Source organism: Halobellus inordinatus, assembly GCF_024498335.1.
Taxonomy (GTDB): Archaea; Halobacteriota; Halobacteria; order Halobacteriales; family Haloferacaceae; genus Haloquadratum; species Haloquadratum inordinatus.
On record NZ_CP101825.1, the window covers coordinates 1,923,395 to 1,940,573 of the forward strand.

At 64.4% G+C, this 17,179-nt stretch carries 14 protein-coding genes; 8 read left to right on the top strand and 6 right to left on the bottom strand.

Annotation, left to right across the window (positions count from 1 at the left end; all coding sequences use genetic code 11):
- Positions 1-87 precede the first annotated feature (87 nt).
- The 3 genes from NO362_RS09835 to NO362_RS09845 all read left to right on the top strand — a co-directional run bounded on the left by NO362_RS09835 (position 88) and on the right by NO362_RS09845 (position 2,564).
- Complete coding sequence (locus NO362_RS09835; RefSeq protein WP_256545093.1) at positions 88-369, top strand: acylphosphatase; 282 nt, start codon at positions 88-90, stop codon at positions 367-369.
- Between the two features lie 174 nt (positions 370-543).
- Positions 544-936, top strand: a complete 393-nt coding sequence (locus NO362_RS09840; protein ID WP_121570318.1) for a universal stress protein — start codon at positions 544-546, stop codon at positions 934-936.
- 170 nt (positions 937-1,106) lie between these two features.
- On the top strand, positions 1,107-2,564 hold the full coding sequence (locus tag NO362_RS09845) for a YjiH family protein (RefSeq protein ID WP_256545094.1): 1,458 nt from the start codon (positions 1,107-1,109) through the stop codon (positions 2,562-2,564).
- Here the strand turns inward: NO362_RS09845 and NO362_RS09850 are convergent.
- The 3 genes from NO362_RS09850 to NO362_RS09860 are packed head-to-tail and all read right to left on the bottom strand — an operon-like array spanning position 2,557 to position 7,451.
- Positions 2,557-3,354 carry a TrmB family transcriptional regulator gene (locus tag NO362_RS09850; protein WP_256545095.1) on the bottom strand — a complete coding sequence of 266 codons (798 nt, stop codon included), beginning with the start codon at positions 3,352-3,354 and terminating at the stop codon, positions 2,557-2,559. The two genes, NO362_RS09845 and NO362_RS09850, sit on opposite strands and share 8 nt — an antisense overlap.
- On the bottom strand, positions 3,351-5,909 hold the full coding sequence (locus tag NO362_RS09855) for an efflux RND transporter permease subunit (RefSeq protein ID WP_256545096.1): 2,559 nt from the start codon (positions 5,907-5,909) through the stop codon (positions 3,351-3,353). The genes NO362_RS09850 and NO362_RS09855 overlap by 4 nt, the downstream gene beginning before the upstream one ends.
- 3 nt (positions 5,910-5,912) lie before the next feature.
- A complete protein-coding gene (locus tag NO362_RS09860; protein ID WP_256545097.1) occupies positions 5,913-7,451 on the bottom strand; it encodes a COG1361 S-layer family protein in 1,539 nt (512 codons plus the stop codon).
- A gap of 320 nt (positions 7,452-7,771) precedes the next feature.
- Between NO362_RS09860 and NO362_RS09865 the strand changes: the two genes are divergently transcribed.
- From NO362_RS09865 to NO362_RS09885, 5 genes are all read left to right on the top strand, one after another.
- On the top strand, positions 7,772-8,215 hold the full coding sequence (locus NO362_RS09865; protein WP_256545098.1) for a DoxX family protein: 444 nt from the start codon (positions 7,772-7,774) through the stop codon (positions 8,213-8,215).
- 80 nt (positions 8,216-8,295) lie between these two features.
- Positions 8,296-9,270 carry a phosphomevalonate decarboxylase MvaD gene (mvaD, locus tag NO362_RS09870; protein WP_256545099.1) on the top strand — a complete coding sequence of 325 codons (975 nt, stop codon included), beginning with the start codon at positions 8,296-8,298 and terminating at the stop codon, positions 9,268-9,270.
- Positions 9,271-9,401: 131 nt separating this feature from the next.
- A complete protein-coding gene (locus NO362_RS09875; protein ID WP_256545100.1) occupies positions 9,402-10,556 on the top strand; it encodes an NAD(P)/FAD-dependent oxidoreductase in 1,155 nt (384 codons plus the stop codon).
- A 390-nt stretch (positions 10,557-10,946) separates the two neighbouring features.
- The gene (locus NO362_RS09880) at positions 10,947-11,435 is read left to right on the top strand and encodes a DUF3237 domain-containing protein (protein WP_256290451.1); all 489 of its coding nucleotides are present in this window, start codon (positions 10,947-10,949) and stop codon (positions 11,433-11,435) included.
- 157 nt (positions 11,436-11,592) lie between these two features.
- The gene (locus NO362_RS09885; RefSeq protein WP_256545101.1) at positions 11,593-12,363 is read left to right on the top strand and encodes an IclR family transcriptional regulator; all 771 of its coding nucleotides are present in this window, start codon (positions 11,593-11,595) and stop codon (positions 12,361-12,363) included.
- 443 nt (positions 12,364-12,806) lie between these two features.
- On the opposite strand, the gene NO362_RS09890 is transcribed toward NO362_RS09885, so the two are convergent.
- From NO362_RS09890 to NO362_RS09900, 3 genes are all read right to left on the bottom strand, one after another.
- Positions 12,807-13,754, bottom strand: a complete 948-nt coding sequence (locus NO362_RS09890; RefSeq protein ID WP_256545102.1) for a D-2-hydroxyacid dehydrogenase — start codon at positions 13,752-13,754, stop codon at positions 12,807-12,809.
- A gap of 85 nt (positions 13,755-13,839) precedes the next feature.
- The gene (gene lpdA, locus NO362_RS09895) at positions 13,840-15,264 is read right to left on the bottom strand and encodes a dihydrolipoyl dehydrogenase (RefSeq protein WP_256545103.1); all 1,425 of its coding nucleotides are present in this window, start codon (positions 15,262-15,264) and stop codon (positions 13,840-13,842) included.
- An 83-nt stretch (positions 15,265-15,347) separates the two neighbouring features.
- Complete coding sequence (locus tag NO362_RS09900) at positions 15,348-17,051, bottom strand: dihydrolipoamide acetyltransferase family protein (protein ID WP_256545104.1); 1,704 nt, start codon at positions 17,049-17,051, stop codon at positions 15,348-15,350.
- Between the last annotated feature and the right edge of the window lie 128 nt (positions 17,052-17,179).

Genomic DNA, 17,179 nt, shown 5'->3' on the forward strand with positions numbered 1-17,179 from the left:
AGGGGCCGCATCTGCGCCTTCGAGGTGGTTCCGACAGGCCACCCGACGACAGCCTCTTTTTGTCCGCCGCCGCAATCGTCGAGCGGGATGAGCGACGATCGAACCAGAGCGCACGTCTTCGTCAGCGGAACCGTCCAGGGTGTCTACTACCGCGCGTCGACACGCGATGCGGCCCGCAAGCGCGACGTCGACGGATGGGTCAAGAATCTCGACGATGGCCGCGTCGAGGCCGTCTTCGAGGGTCCCGAGTCCGCGGTCGAAGAGATGATCGATTGGTGCCACACCGGCAGTTCGGCCGCTTCAGTCGACGACGTCGAGGTTGAGTACGAAGCACCAGCGGGTGAGTCAGGCTTCCAGGTCCGCTGGTGAGAACGCGGCACGCAACGGGCAGGGATGGCCGGAACCGCGGCTTCGACGACCGGGACCGCGGTAACGATAGGCATTAATGGGAGACCGAGAGGATACTCCGAACACGGCGGAGTGCGACCGTCGGTTTACGACACCGACCGTGCGCGCCACCCGCAATCACACGACTGACCCACGATGAAAACGATACTACTCTGCATCGACACGGACGTCGAACGGGCGAACGAACAGGTTTCAGCGATCACCGCGCTGCCGATGGATACCGAGCAGGTCCGGGTCGTGATCTATCACGTCTTCCGGACCGACGACGAGGGGGCGAACGCCGAAGACCTCAAATCGGTGCAAGCTGCCACCGAGAGTCTCGAAGCGGCCGGGTTCCCCGTGGAAGTGAGTCAATCCAGCGGCGACGCCGTCCAGCACATCATAGAGAAGGCAGAGGAAGTCGACGCCGCGATGCTCTGTCTCGCCGGGCGAAAGCGGTCGCCTGCCGGCAAAGCGCTCTTCGGGAGCGTCACCCAGGACGTCAGCCTCAAATCCGACCGCCCGGTGATCCTCAGTACGGCTGAGTGACGCCGGCGCCAACGCCACTGAGCCGTGTCCCGGGATGCGGGACAAAAAACTAGGTGAATAAGGTATTGTTACGTATTGTAACACAATTCACCCGTATTGTTCATAAATAATGTAGTCGTTGCTCACAGAAGATCGGAGTATTTTTTTATAGCATTATTTTTTGGCAACCTATGATAGGTGGCCAGAGCTGGGAAAACAGCGACCACATCTCGGGCGAGTCAGTTCAACCCGAACAGAAGTCCATAGACGACGTAACGATCGAATGGCGGACGCGACCGCTACTGAAATTCCTCATTTCGTTCATCACGGGCGGGTTCTTCTTCCTCTTCCCGGTCCAGTGGGAGGGACAGACGACGATCCCGCTCGACATCCTGATGTCGTTCATCACGGACTTCTCTTTCTTCGCGGTCGAGGTCTTCGTGCTCTTGATCCTGTTCGCCGGCGGGATCCTGACGACGATCTCGATGCTGCATTATCAGGGTACGATCTCGCTGAACGACCGGACGCAACGACTGCTCCAGATCGGCTACTGGAAGACGTCGAAGCCGTTCTGGGCGTTCCGCGTCATCGCGATCTTCCTCGGCGTACCGATGTTCTTCGGGTTCGGTCCCGAACTGATCCTCGCCGACGGGATCGCCGGGATCGTCTGGGACGTCCTGATGATCACGATCGTCCTCGTGATCCCGCTGGGCGGGATCTTCGTCAACCTGCTCGCTGAACTCGGCGGGCTCCAGTTCATCGGGACGCTCGCACAGCCGATTATGAAACCGCTGTTCAATCTGCCCGGGCGGGCAGCCCTCGACAGTGCTGCCTCCTGGCTCGGATCGTTCAGCGTCGGGTACTACCTCACGCGGAACGTCTTCGATCGGGGCGGCTACGACAAGCGCGAGGTGTTCGTGATCTGTACTTGCTTCGCGACGGCGAACCTCGGGACGGTCGGTGCGGTCGCCGCCGTACTCGAACTCCTCCACATCTTCCCGCTGCTCGTCGCGCTCTATATGATCGCGACGCTCATTGTCGCCGCGATTCTCGTCCGCGTGCCGCCGCTCTCGAACGTCCCACAGGAGTACGTCGCCGAACCCAACCCCGAGCCGGCCTTCACCGGGACGGTCGGTGAGTACTTCACGTTCGCCCTCAATCAGGCGATGCAGACGGCCGAAGACGGCGATCCGATCCACCGCGCCGCGATCGACGGCTTCGTCGACGGGACGAAGCTCACCGCGATGATTCTCGGAACGGTCCTGACGATCGCGACGACCGTGCTCCTGCTCGAAGCCCACACGCCGGTCTTCGAGTACCTCGCGGCCCCGCTCGTGCCCGTGATGTCGGCGCTCGCGATTCCGGATCCGCAGATGGCCGCGACGGCCATCATCGGCGGCGCGGCCGAGTACTTCATCGGCGCGACGCTCGCCGTCGGGACGGACATCGCTACGAAGGTGTTCGTCGTGATCATCACGAGCGCGCAGGCGATCTTCTTCGCCGCGTCGGCTCCGATGATGGTCGATATGTTCGACGACGTCCCGATGCGGTTCCGTGATCTCACCCTCATCCTGGTGCTCCGGACCGCGCTCTTGATCCCGATCGCCGCCGCCCTGACGCACGGTGTGGCGGCCCTCGGCCTCATCTAGAACCGCGAACGAGCGAATCGATACTCCCCGCGATCGCGCCGGCGAGGATCTCGGCCATCGCGGTGTCGGCCGACCAGATCGCTGTTTCCTCCGAAGAATCGTCCGCAGAGACGGCCGAGAGAAGAACGGCGCGTTCGTCGATTCGGAGGACGCGGCCGATGTGATTCATCCCCTCCGTTTGGACGGGCGTATCCACTTCGATCCCTTCGACCTCCGCGAACATCTCTCGGACAGTCGGACTCTCACTGACGACCCGGACAGCGACGCCGGCGTCACGACGCTCTTCGACGATCTCGACGAAGTCCTCGGGGACGAACTCGGGGGCTGGGGCGCCGAACAACAGGGTCTCGGTGGCCTGCCGGGCCAGTTCGACGACCCGCCTGTTCACCGGCTCTCGACCGCGGACCGTCCAGACGTCGTCGCGCGTCTCCTCCTCGGTTCGGGCCGCGCGCTGGGCTTCTAAAAAGGCGAAAGCGCGATCGGCTTCCCGTTTCAACGACTCGGCGAGTTGCCGCCGCGCCGTGTCGAGGCTCACCGGACGGTAGCGTTTCGGCGTGGACTGCTGGAGTTCCACGAGGCCGAGATCCGCGAGTTCCTCGGCCGCACCGTACACCTGCGAGCGCGGGACGTCCGTCTCCTCGTGAATCTGCTTGGCCGTGCCGACGCCGAGTCGCTGCAGCGCGATGAACACCCGCGCGGCGTAGTTCGATAGGCCGAGGCGTTCGAGCGACGAAACCGCCTCGTGCTCGGAGAGATTCTGGTTCGTATCGGAGCCGGGTCCAGCGTTCATAACGGGCCCCCGTCGATGCCGTTGGATTCGTCGAGCGATGGCTCGGCGACGGTTTCCTCGGGCGTTTCGCCCGTTGGATGCCCCATCGGCACGTCGGGGTCGTCGTTGACGATCCGATCCCACACGACGAGCGCCGAGGGGAGCACGAGCAGGGACGTGAGGAACGAGTAAATGATCGAAATCGCCGTCAACACGCCGAACTGCCCGAGCACCGAGAGGACGGCGAGAACGAGGACGCCGATTCCGAAGGCCGTGGTCGCCATACTACTCAGGAGTGCGCCACCGGTCCCGATGACGGTCCGTCTGAGAGCCGGGATGAGCGCCCGCTCGCGACGCTCGTCGATGAACCGGTGGACGACGTGCACCGAGTAGTCGATCCCCAGCCCGATCGTGAGCGAGAGGATCGTCGCCGTGAACGCGTTGAACGAGATGCCGAGCGCTCGCATCGTCCCGGCGACGGCCGCGACGGAGACGACGATCGGGGCCAGGTTCGCGACGCCGAGCGATGGGAGCCCTTCGAGCACCCAGTAGATGACCACGAGGAAGATTACCGTGGCCCCGAGTGCGAGTCCGAGACTCGTCACCGCGGACTCGAAGATGAGATCGGAGACCTCCTGGAAGACGATGGTGTTACCCGTCGCCGTCGCGTCCCCGCGGAACCGCTCTGCGACCTCTCTCGCGGCCACGGTCGCTTCGTCGTCGGACACGTCAGCGGAGACCGAGTAGACGATTCGCGCGCTCCGGCGATCCTCAGAGAGGTACTCGGACGCGCGGTCGCCGACCGGTGAGGTCTCTAGTTCCCGGTAGATCGTCGGGAGGTTGTCGTCGGGAACGCCGTTGTCGTTGCGGTCGTTCCGCTCGACCAGCGCGGCGAACTCGGGGCTCTGCTCCGCGTAGTCCTGGATGATGGTGACGATGCTCGTGGCCTCGGCGCGCCGGTCGTCCGCGCTGACGAACTCCTCGGGCGGATCTTGTCCGGCGCGATAGATCCGTTCGAGCGCGGCGTCGTTCTCCATCCGCGTCTCGACGTATATGGTCACTGACCCCCCCTGCGTCCTCGTGAATTTGTCTTCGAGGAAGTTCAGCGTCCCGACGACGCCGTAGTCGCTGGGTGCAAACGGTTCTGGAAGCGACTTCAAAAGCGGCGAGACCTCCTCCGGCGGGAGGAAATCCTCCTGGGTGAACGAGGTGTCGACGCCGGTGGCATACGCGCCGGCGCCGGCACTGAAGACCAGCGCGAGCACGAGGACGACGATCGGCACGTACCGCGCGAGCGTGACGCCGACCGAGAGGGTCTCGCCGAGCGCCGACCCCTCCTCACCGATCGGACTCTGGCTGAACGTCGGGATGGGCCAGTCGTAGCGGCGGCGGTCGAGCCACACCTTGGCGGCGGGGAGGAAGATGCCGAAGATCAGGAACGTGAAGATGATGCCGACGCCGGCGACGATCCCGAAGTCGCGGATCGGCGGCAGGTCCGAGGCGAGATTCGAGAGGAAACCGATGACGGTGGTGCCGGTGACGATGAAGAAAGCGACGAGCAACTGATCGGTCGCGACGGTCATCGCCTCCTCGACGTCGAGGCCGGTCGCTCTGTCCTCCCGATAGCGGTTGATCGCGTGGATTCCGAAGTCGATCCCGACCGCCAGAAGCAACGGCGGGACCGAGATCATAATCTGGTTGAACGGGATGCCCGCAAGCCCGAGGAAGCCGAACGTCCAGATTACGGCCATCCCGAGCGAAATGACGCCCAACAGCAGGTCTAGCAGGTCGCGGTAGGCGACGACGAGGAAGCCGACGATGAGGAGGACGGCCGCGGGCGTGACGATGAGCAGTGAATCGGTAACGACAGTCCCGAACTCGTCGGCGATGATCCCGCTCCCGAAGACGGTGATGTCGGCGTCCAGTTCGGCGTCGATGATCCGCTGGGCCTGGTTCTGGATCGGAGTCATCGGGCTATCGCCCGACTGTCCGGACCCACCGCCGCCGACGTCCTGCGGCAGATCGTGCGTGACGACGCCGATCGTCGACGACGCCGACGCCGCCTTCCGGTTGAAGTCGTTGCTCAGTGTGCCCGTGAAGCCGGGGTTGTCCGCGTTCTCACGCACGGCCCGGCGGACGTCGGTCTGGGTCGCTCGTTCCAGCGCGATGATCTGCTCTTCGAGCGTCGTCGCCGACGGGTCGATCGTCTGGGCGACGACAGACGCCGCCGAGGAGGTCTCGGAGACGTACATATCGTTTCGATCTTCGAGCGCCTCCTGTGCCCTGAGCATCGCGAGCAACGACTGCTTCGAGAGGACGTTGGCGTCCTTCTGGACGAGCTGTGTGCTACCGGGACTCGGCGAGAACACCGGCAGGAACTCGTTTTCGATCCGTTCGAGCGCGTTCGCTGCCGGGATGTCTTCGGCGAACTGCTGGGTCCCCGCCTCGGTCGAAACGCCACCCAGACCGACCGCGAAGACCGCCGTGACGAGCAAGAACGTCAGAATCACCCGCGTGGAGTAGTTGACGATCTTGTCGTCGGCCCAGTCGACGAACCGCTGGTAGTCGAGCCGCATCGGTCAGCCCTGCCGGCGGTAGTAGAGGTACCCGCCGGCGACGACGACGAGCGCCACCACGACGAGGATCGGGACGATCGGAAGCCCGCCGCCGGAGCTAGCGGTCACGTCGACGGGGATCTGGTACGTGTCGGAGATGATCGTGTCACCGTCCTCGTCGTCGTACTGGAAGTCCATCTTGACCGGGTAGGTCTTCGCCGTCGCGCCGCCGCCGGCGCTGAGTTGGAAGACGATCGTCTCCGACTCGCCGGGTTCGAGGCGGTCGACGAACGCCTCGTCGTCGTCCGACGACAGCGGCGAGTCCATATAGATCTTCGCGGAGACGTCCGAGACCGTGTAGTCGCGGGTGTTCGTCACAGTCACCTCGAACTCACCGTCGGAGCCCGCGCTGAGCGTCCCGTTGACCGGTTCGACGTCGAACTCGGGCGTCTGGGGACCGACCTCGACGCGCGTGGGAATGTCGTCGGACTGTCGCAAGGAGCCGTCCTGATCGCGGTAGTCGACGGCGAGATCGAACTGTCGCGGGCCTGCGGACCCACTGCTCGTCACTTCCACGTCGAACTCGAACGGCGCGGACTCACCCGGTTCGAGCGACCCGACGGCGACCGACGTTTCGATCGGCGTGACTGTCGGACCCGGATCGGGGAACGTAACGACCGCGTTGTTTGCGGCCTTCGGACCCGTGTTGGTGACCGTCCCGGAGAGCGTTCCGGTCTCACCGACGCGGAGCGAACTGCTCACGTCGGCCACCGAGAACGTCATCTCGGGGAGTGCCCGCAACGGCACAGTCAGGGAGGGCGTCGATCCGGTCGTGCCGCTGGGCTTCTCGAAGTCGATCTGCGCGCCGAGCGAGTAGTTGCCGACGGTTGCGCTGTCACCGAGCGTCGTTTCGAACTCGAACGTCCGGTTCGCGCCGCGCTCCCAGGTGTCGACGAAGCGCGTGCTCGATTGGCTGGCACCGAGTTGCACGTCCGGGGCCGACGACGAGAGCGTGAACGTCGAGTCGTACGCCGCGGAGTCGCCGACGTTCTTGACCGTCACTTCGAGGGTTCCCTGTCCGCTCACGGTCGCCGTCGAACTGGTGTCGACGACGTCGAATCGGGGGCCGGACTCGACGCGAACGGGGAGGTAGATGGTGGTCTTCCGTTCGACGTCGTTGCCCGCGCCGCTGTCGTACTCATACGAGAGTCGGAGGGGAATCCGGTAGGTGCCGCTCTCGATGTCTGAAGGGACGTTCAGTTTCAGCGAGAGACCGGCGGGCGTGCCGTCGGGCAGTTGTTCGACGTAGAGGTGTCTGGTCTCGACGTCGATCCGGCCGACGTCACGCGGACGAATGTGGACGTTGTGCGCCGAGCGAGTTTCGTCTTCGGCACCCTCGCCGTCGTTCACCAACTGGAAGGAGAGTTCGTTCACGCCGCCGGGTTGGAGCGAGGGATCGGGCGTGATTGTCTGGATGTTCGGATTGGAGGTGAGCGCAGCGGCAGGAACCGTACTTACGAGGAGCGATGCGACGATCAGGACTGCCAGTGCCTTGCGTGTCATAGGTGGGGACCCGTTCGCGTCGCCGGCGTAGTCGGTGTGCTACCACTACAGTCCACCGACTGTCGACGCGAATTACGGTCGATACCACACTATCGACCGCCTGCTATATAAGGTATTGTAAATTTCTACAAACAGTGTTCGTGTTCTCGGCGTCGGAGCGCGAAAGTGCTCTCTCGGGCCCGTAGTGGCTACTTCCCTTCCTATTTCTCGCCGTCAGAACAAGAAAGCGTTGGCCGTTACAGCACGTTACAGTGACGTCACCTGGTATCATTAAAGTCAGGAAAATTATATATCGGTTCGTCTACGAACTACATACTGTGATGATACCTGATATCTCACCGATGGTATTGCAACTGAATGCCGGTTCCGAAGGAATCGCGTTCCTCCTGGCACGTGTTCTATTCGGCGTCGTACTGGCGTTTATGGGACTGAATCACTTCCAGGGAGTCGACCAGATGGCCGGGTACGCCGAGTCGAAGGGCATCCCGGCCGGGCGCCTGGCTGTCGTCTTCAGCGGCGGGATGTTGCTCTTCGGCGGCCTCGGAATCGCGATCGGCGCGTTCCCGGCGCTGGCTGCGGGCGCAATCGCGCTGTTCCTGCTCGTCTCGACCCCGGCGATGCACGACTTCTGGGCCGTGCCTCAAGAGCAGCAGCAGTCGGAGATGACGAACTTCCTGAAGAACGTCGCGCTTCTCGGCGGCGCGCTCGTCTTTCTCGCGCTCTCCGGGGCCCCGTGGCCGTACGCGGTCGGTATCGGGCTGTAAGTACTCGCTGAACGGACCGTTTCTACCCACCCGATCGAGTCATCGGGACGTTTAACCCGCCGTCCCTCCCGCGTAGGGGTATGAAGGCGACCGCTAAGGCGCATCCGATCCAGGGACTGATCAAGTATCACGGGATGCGCGACGAGGAGCTTCGCCTCCCGTATCACGACAGCATCAGCGTCTGCACCGCACCGAGCGCCACGACGACGACGGTCGAATTTCAGCCGGACGCCGACGAGGACGTCTACCTGATCGGCGGCGACCGCGTCGAGGGCCGCGGATCCGAGCGCATCGACGCCGTCGTCGAGCACGTCCGCGACCTCGCCGATATCGAGCACCCGGTTCGACTCGAATCCGAGAACTCCTTCCCCTCGAACATCGGCTTCGGCTCCTCGTCCTCGGGCTTTGCCGCGGCCGCGATGGCCCTCGCGGAAGCCGCCGGCCTCGATATGACTCGCCCCGAGGTCTCGACGATCGCACGCCGCGGCTCGTCGTCGGCTGCCCGCGCCGTCACCGGCGCGTTCTCGCACCTCTACTCGGGGATGAACGATCGGGACTGCCGATCCGAACGGATCGAGACGGACCTCGAAGACGATCTTCGGATCGTTGCCGCGCACGTCCCCGCCTACAAGGAGACCGAGCAGGCCCACCGCGAGGCCGCCGAGAGCCATATGTTCCAGGCGCGGATGGCGCACGTCCACCACCAGATCGACGAGATGCGCGACGCACTCTACGACGCCGACTTCGACCGCGCGTTCGAGTTGGCCGAACACGACTCGCTGTCGCTGACGGCGACGACGATGACCGGACCCGCGGGCTGGGTCTACTGGCAGCCGGACACGATTGCCGTGTTCAACGCCGTCCGCGAGCTGCGCGAGGACGAGGACGTCCCGGTCTTCTTCTCGACCGACACGGGCGCGAGCGTCTACGTCAACACGACCGCCGAACACGTCGATGCCGTCGAGAACCGGATCGCAGCGGTCGGCGTCGACACCGACGTCTGGGAGGTCGGCGGCCCCGCACAGATCCTCCCGGAGTCCGACGCCCTGTTCTGACCGCGCTCGCGCCGTCACAGCCGCTCGCGTCGTCTCTGCCCCTCATAGGTCGCCCCGTCTCGACCCGCGTTTCTCGTCGTCGCCGCGAAACGGCCGTTCGCCCTTTTGCCCTCCGGTCCGAACGACAGGCTATGCGAGTCGTGATCCTCGGAGCCGGCTACGCCGGCGTGACGCTGGCGCGCCGTCTCGAATCGACACTCCCGCCATCGGTCGACCTCGTCGTCGTCGACGAATCTGACACGCACCTGGTCAAACACGAAGTCCACCGCGTCATCCGACGCCCGAGCGTCGCCGACGCGATTCAGGTCCCGCTGTCGGAGCTTTTCGATCGAGCGACGGTCCGAACCGACCACGTAACCGAAGTGGATCGCGACGAACGGAGGGTCCACCTCGCCAGCGGCGATGTGCTTGCGTACGACTACGCGGCCGTCTGTCTCGGATCGACGACCGCCGACTACGGTATCCCGGGCGTCGCCGAACACGGACTCCCCCTGACGTCCGTCGACGACGCGCTCGCGATCCGGGAGGCTTTCTTCGACGCGCTCGGAGCAGATTCGGCCGATGGCGGAAGTGAGGCGGTGCACGTCGTGGTCGGTGGCGCAGGCCTGTCGGGCGTCCAGACCGCGGGCGAACTGGCCGCGCTGGCACGCGAGGAAGGCGTCGACGCCGAGGTCACGCTTCTCGAACAACTGGACGACGTCGCGCCGAACTTCCCGCCGAACTTCCGAGAAGCGGTTCGCGACGAGCTCCAATCCCGTGGGGTGTCGATCTCGACCGGAACGACGGTAGAGCGCGCGACGGCGGACGCTGTCGAGACCGACCGCGGAAGGTTCGACGCCGACGTGTTCGTCTGGACCGGCGGAATCCGAGGCACGGACGCGATGGCTGGGGACCGCCCGATCGTTCGCAAGGACCTGCGGCTCGACACGCACACGTTCGTGGTCGGCGACGCCGCCCGCGCCGTCGACGCCGACGGCGAGCCCGTGCCCGCCTCTGCGTCCGCCGCGCTCCGTGAGGCGCGAACGGTCGCTGCAAACATCGCCCGCCTCGTCGACTACGAGAGTGCCAACGGTGACGATTTCGCCCCCAGACTCGATCCCTACCGCTTCGAGGTCCCGGGCTGGATCGTGACAGTCGGTGAAGGGACGGTAGCCCAACTCGGTCCGGAGGTCGTGACCGGCGCGGCAGCGAAAGCGATGAAGACGGCCGTCGGTGCGGGACACCTGGGCTCGGTGGGCGCGGTCCGAGATGCCGTCGAGCTCGTCGAAGCGGAGTTACGGGCCTGACGGGGGTCGGCCCGCCAAGCCGAACGCCGTCGTTCCGTTCGAGTCGGAGCTAGTGAGTCGACGAGACTGATCGAGGCTTTCGCATCCGGGTACAATCTGTTCAGTGTTATTTACGGTGTTATACCATATGTCATATAACAAATTCAGCCCACTATATCAGTTAAAACTCGGTTATTCAAAGTCATTAAGTAAATTTACCAATGTTCTAATAGAGATTTAAAATATAGATTATATACTACTTGTACCGTAATGTTTGGATTTCACTTGGCGGCGAAAGTACATTAAGATAACACCGGTACATATGTTATACCCGCCGTCGGAGATGGATTGACGGACGGCGGATCGAGTTTCACGCACAACGATTATGTATATTCGAGGTACAGGGAGAATATGGCAGACGATACCTGGCAGACCGACGATCCGAACTTGGAACTGGGCCTCGAACGCGTGATGGAACTGGAGATCGACGTCGAGTCGCCGATCGAGATCGGTCAAACCGGCGACGGACAACGACGGATCATCCCCATCCTGGGCGGGACTGTGTCGGGGCGTATCGAAGGGACTGTTCTCGAAGCGGGTGCGGACTACCAACTCTACCGGGAGCGGCGACCGACGGAACTCGTCGCCAAGTACGCGTTCGAGACGACCGACGGCGAGCGAGTGTACGTCGAGAACCGCGGGATGCGACTCGCCGATCCGGAGACGAGCCAGCGATTGCGCGACGGACTCCCGGTCGAACCCGACGACGTCTACTTCGCGTCCGTCCCGGAGTTCGAGACGGCCGCCCCCGATCTGGAGTGGCTCACCGAGAGCGTCTTCGTCGCCGCCGGGACTCGCCAGCCGAACGGCGTGCGACTGGCCGTCTACCGGGTCCGCTAGCCCGATTCGGGAGACGGCGGTCGGCGTCCCAGTGTGTGGGACACCCTGGGTGGTGCTCGGCGTGGGGAGCAATCATAGGGCGATACGCCGATCTTCGAACGGGCGTACACGAGAAACGAACGATAACTATTATATTCTGAACGATGATGCACATCGTATGGATGGAACGAACGGGGAGCCGAAAACGCCCGTGAAGACGGCGCAGACGACGTTTCGGATCGTCGAGGCGCTCAAGTCCCACGACGGCGCGACCGTCACCGAACTCGCGAACCACCTAGACATCCCGAAGAGCAGCGCCCACAACTACCTCCGGACCCTCGAGCACGAAGGCTACCTCGTTCAGCACGGCCAACAGTACGAGGTCGGGCTTCAGTTCCTCGACCTCGGCGGCTACGCACGGTCCAGAGAGCGCCTCTACACGGTTGCCACCCCGGAGATGGAGCGCCTCGCGGCGGCCACCGGCGAGTACGCCAACCTGCTGGTCGAAGAGCACGGCCTCGGGGTGTTTCTGGCCCGCGAACGCGGAGAGAACGCCGTCAGCCTCGACTCGTACACGGGACAGTCCGTCCGACTGCACACGACCGCGCTCGGAAAGACGGTTCTCGCGTATCTCCCGCGCGACCGCGTCGACGCGATCATCGAGCGCCACGGCCTCCCGGCGAAAACCGACCGAACGATCACCGACCGGGCGGAACTGTTCGAGGCGCTGACCGAGATCAGACAGCGCGAGTGCGCGTACGACCGCGAAGAACGGATCAAGGGACTCAACTGCGTGGCCGTGCCGATCCTGAGCGACGGCGACATCACCGGCGCGCTGAGCGTGTCGGGCCCCGTCAGTCGAATGGATCAAGAGCGAATCGACGAGGAAATCCTCCCGGAACTTCGGCGGGCCGCGAACATCATCGAACTCAACCAGACACATTCGTAGTCCCCGTCGGCCGCTTTTGTTGGCGGAACGTATCGAGCAGTGACGCGCGTCGGCATCTGGATCGCGTCGGACCACATCTTCAGACGAACCCATTTGCACCGAGAGATTACTCGGTCCAAACTAGATACGAATAGTTGTTCGTAAGAAAAGAACGACTCTGTGAGAATTTTCCCGGTCGAACCACGGAGAGAATCATCAATTGGGTGATAACGTACACGAAGTGTGAGGAGTCCGGATCGTGGGATCCTCTCTTGGCTAGCAGATTTCGCGAGATCAGAACGGGACTACGCCGTAGGCGAAAGTTGTCCAGCCACTCGTAGAGATTGTCGTCAGTCTCGTGAATTTCACGTCGTATCGTCCGGCGAGAATCTATGAACGGTTCCGATGGCCCGGATCGGAAGCGACGAGCGAGGGGGTGGAAAGACGTCCGCGCGCGCTTCGACTCACACGATCTCGTTCCACGGCGTCGCGCCGTCGTTGAGTCGGCCGATGTTCGTTTCGACGAGGTCGGCGATCCGATCGCCGTAGGTGTTCGCTTGGGCGGCGGCGTGCGGCGTCACGACGACTTCGTCCATCTCCCAGAGCGGAGAGTCTCGGGGAAGCGGTTCGGGATCGAAGACGTCGAGTGCTGCACCCGCGATGTCGTCGTTTTCGAGGGCGTCGACGAGCGCGTGTTGCTCGACGATCGGTCCGCGGCTGACGTTGATCAGATATGCGTCCTCGCGCATCGCGTCGAGGACGTCTCCATCGACGAGTCCGCGGGTCGCGTCCGTCAGTGGCGTCGTGAGGACGACGAAACGAGCATCGGCGACGGCGTCCTCGATGCGCGACACGTCGTGGACGCGGTCGAGTCCGAGGCCCGAGACCGGACGGATGTCGACGCCCTCGACGTTCATTCCAAGCACGCCGAGTCGGGTCGCGACGCTGCCCCCGAGTTCGCCGAGACCGACGACGCAGGCGTTCGCACCGCTTATCTCGAAGGGCCGCTGCCAGGGGAGTCGCTCCCACTCGCCGTCGTTCTGTCGGTCGCGGAAGCGGTGGAGTCCCTTCGCCAGCGTCAGGACCAAACCGGTGACCGTCTCGGCGACGAGGTCGCCCGCGACGCCGGTGCTGTTGGTCATCGTCACGCCGGCCTCGCGGTAGTCGTCGAGTGGGAAATCGTTGTACCCCGATCGGATGTTGTGCACCCACTCGACAGCCCCGACGAACTCGTCGTGATGAAAGAGGGTGACGACGCCGTCGAAGTCGCTCACGTCGTCGGTGTCACACACCGCGAACTCGCAGTCGAGTCCGTCCATCTCCCGCAGAAGGTCGCGGAGATGTGCGGGTGGAACCGGATGCGTTCCCCACTCGTGGATACCGACGCGCTGGATCGCTCGATCGTTCGGCATACCCGATCCACCGACTGCGGAGGGATAGTTCCTTGGGTGAAACCGAATTGATTGCAGCGTGACGCGAGCGGTGAATGCCCTCAGATCAGCGATTCAGCGTGTGAATCGCCTGTCCCTGCGCGTTTTCGGCCGCTTCCATCACGGCCTCGGCGAGCGTCGGATGCGTGTGCACCGTGCCGGCGACGTCTTCGAGCGTCGCGCTCATCTCGACTGCGAGTGCGACCTCGGCGACGATCTCGGAGGCGTTCGGGCCGACAATCTGCCCGCCGAGGACGATTTCGCTCGCCTCGTCGGCGACGATTCGGACGAACCCGTCGGACTCGCCCATCGAGAGCGCGCGCCCGCTAGCCCGGAGCGGCATCTCCCCGACGACGGGGTCGAAGCCGGCGTCTGCGGCATCGTCCTCGGTCAGACCCACCGTGGCGATTTCAGGATCGGTGAACACCGCGGCGGGGATCGCCTGCTGGTCGAGCGCGGCCGGTTCGCCGGCGGCGACTTCGGCGGCGACGATTCCCTCGGCGCTCGCTTTGTGCGCGAGCATCGGTTCGCCCGCGACGTCCCCGACTGCGAAGACGTTCTCGACGTCCGTTCGCGCACGGTCGTCCGTCTCGATGAATCCGGCGTCGTTCGGTTCGAGGCCGATCGCGTCAAGTTCCATCGTGTCGGTGACAGGCTGTCGCCCGACTGCGACGAGGACAGCGTCGCCCTCGTACTGTGACACGTCTCCGGCTTCGGTTTCGGTCGAGACGAGCACGCCGTCGGCCGTCTCCTCCCAGCCGGTCGCGCCCTCACCGAAGTGGAAGTCGATGCCGAGTTCCTCGGCGCGCTTGCGGACGATTCGCTTGACGTCAGCCTCGTACGCCGGGAGCACGTCGTCGAGCATTTCGACGACGGTCACCTCGGTGCCGAGTTTCGTGAGCATCGTCGAGAGTTCCATCCCGATGTAGCCCGCACCGACGACGACGAGTCGATCCGGGACGGACTCCATCCGGAGGAGCTGAGAGGAAGAGAGCACGGGGTCGTCCGCGAAGTCGAACCCGGGAATCTGAATCGGTCGCGAGCCGGTCGCGATCACCGCGTGCTCGAACTCGACGGTCTCCATCCCCTGTCCCTCCCCGCCGTGGGCGATGCGGGCGGTGTGTTCGTCCTCGAACGCGGCCGCCCCTTCGAGCAGCGAGACGCCGTTGGCCTTACAGAGCTTCTCGACGCCGCTCGTGAGCTGGTCGACGACGTCGGACTTCCACTCCTGCATCTGCAGCATATCGATCGCCGGATCGGCGTGGATCCCCATCTCCTCGGCGTTGCCCGCCTCGTGGGCGACGTCGGCGCCGTGGATGAAGGCTTTCGATGGGATACAGCCGCGGTTCAGACAGGCGCCGCCGTAGGCGTCTTTCTCGACGAGCGTCGTGTCCAATCCCAACTGTGCGCCTCTGATCGCAGCGACGTAGCCCCCAGGCCCCGCACCGATCACGAGAAGATCCGTCGCCGTCGCGATATCGCCCATTACCATACACCTCCCGTCTCGCTCCCCAGTCAAAAAGTCATCCGTCCGCGTCGGCGGGACGAATCCGCAGATGGAACCGAGACCGTGCGTTACTCCAAGAGGAGTCGCGAGGGTTCTGCGAGCAGTTCCTTCACGCGGTTCGAGAACCGCGCGGCGTCTGCGCCGTCGACGAGGCGGTGATCGACCGACATCGAGAAGCGCATCGTGTTTCGGGCGACGACCTCGTCGTCGAGGACCCACGGGCGCTTCTTGATCGGCCCCATCGCGAAGATGGCGGCCTCGGGGTGGTTGATGATCGGCGAGGAGAACTCGCCGCCGATGACCCCGATGTTCGTGATCGTGAACGTGCCGCCCTGCATCTCTTCGGGCTTGATCTGTCGGTTCCGCGCCCGCTCGGCCAGATCGCGAATCTCCTCGGCCAGTTGCTTCAGCCCCTTCTCGTCGGCGTTCTTGACGACCGGCACCATCAGTCCCGCGTCGGTCGCAACGGCGATCCCGACGTTGTACTCGTCGTGGAGGACGATTTCCTCGGCCGACTCGTCGAGGCTCGCGTTCAGGTACGGGAACTCCGCGAGCGCGGTCGTGATCGCTTTCACGACGAACGGGAGATAGGTCAGTTTCACGCCCTCTGTCTCGGCGACAGCCGCCAGTTCCTCCTGCAACTCGACCAGTTCGGTCGCGTCGAACTCGTCGTGGTGGGAGACGTGCGGGGCGGTGTACTTCGACTCCGCCATCTGTTCCCCGATCGTGCGCCGAACGCCGCGGTACGGGACCCGCTCGCCCGGTTTGTCGGCGAGATCGCCGGCTGCTGCGCCCTCGCCAGGCGCTTCGGCCGCGGACCGCTCGTCTGCCGTCGTCACCGGTTCAGTGGCCGACTTCGCCTCCTCGGTGGTCGTCGCGCCGGCGACGCCGGACGCGACACCGCTGGCCCCGTCACTACCCTCCGCCGCGAACGCTCGAACGTCGTCCGGCGTCACGAACGGTTCGCCCTCCCGCTCCTCGCTCGCGGGGACGGCGTTCAGATCGACGCCGAGGTCCGCCGCGAGTTGTCGCGTTGCCGGCATCGAGAGCGTGCGGTCTCGCTCGGCAGCAGTGCCGCCGACGCCACTCTCTCGCTGCTCGACGGCCTCGGCCGTGCCGTTTCCGACTGCGGCCACCGCTTCGGAGTCGGCAGTCGTCGTCGCCGCAGTTTCGGCGGCTGCGGCACTTGCGGTCGCTGCCCCAGCAGCGGGTTCCTCGCCGGCGGGAGTTCCGGCACCCTGTGCGTGGGCGCGGACGTCAGCGCCGGCCACGCGGCCGCCCGGACCGCTGCCCTCGACAGCGCCGATGTCGACGCCGAGTTCCCGCGCGAGCGCTCTGGTGCTCGGCGACGCGAACACGCGACCCGACGGGACGGGTGACTCGCCCGGGCTAGCGTCTGCGGCCGCGTCGGCGGGTGTGCCTGCGGCCGCCGCGTCGGTGTCGGCTGCGTCGGCGGCTGTCTCTCCGGGACTCCCTTCGGCGTCGGCACTGGAGTTCGACGAGTCGCGCTCGGTCGCCGCTTCTTCGTCGGCCTCGACCTCGAACGTGGCGATGACGGCGTCGACCGGAACGATCTCACCTTCCTCGTGGTGGAGTCGGGTGACGCTCCCGTCGTAGGGGCTCGGAATCTCGACGAGCGCTTTGTCGGTCTCTACCTCGGCGATGACCTGATCTTCTTCCACAGTATCACCCGCTGCGACGAGCCACGAGACGAGTTCGCCCTCGGCGATACCCTCCCCGAGGTCCGGCAGCTCGAAAGTTCGCTCAACCATACGCTTCGGTCGACGCACTACCCTTTCAGTATTTCCCTGCGATCACGGGTTTCGGACTCCGGCGAAACGAAAATAAAAACGCTGTGGTCGATACGTCGAATCCGGACCGTAGGATGATTCGAGCCGAG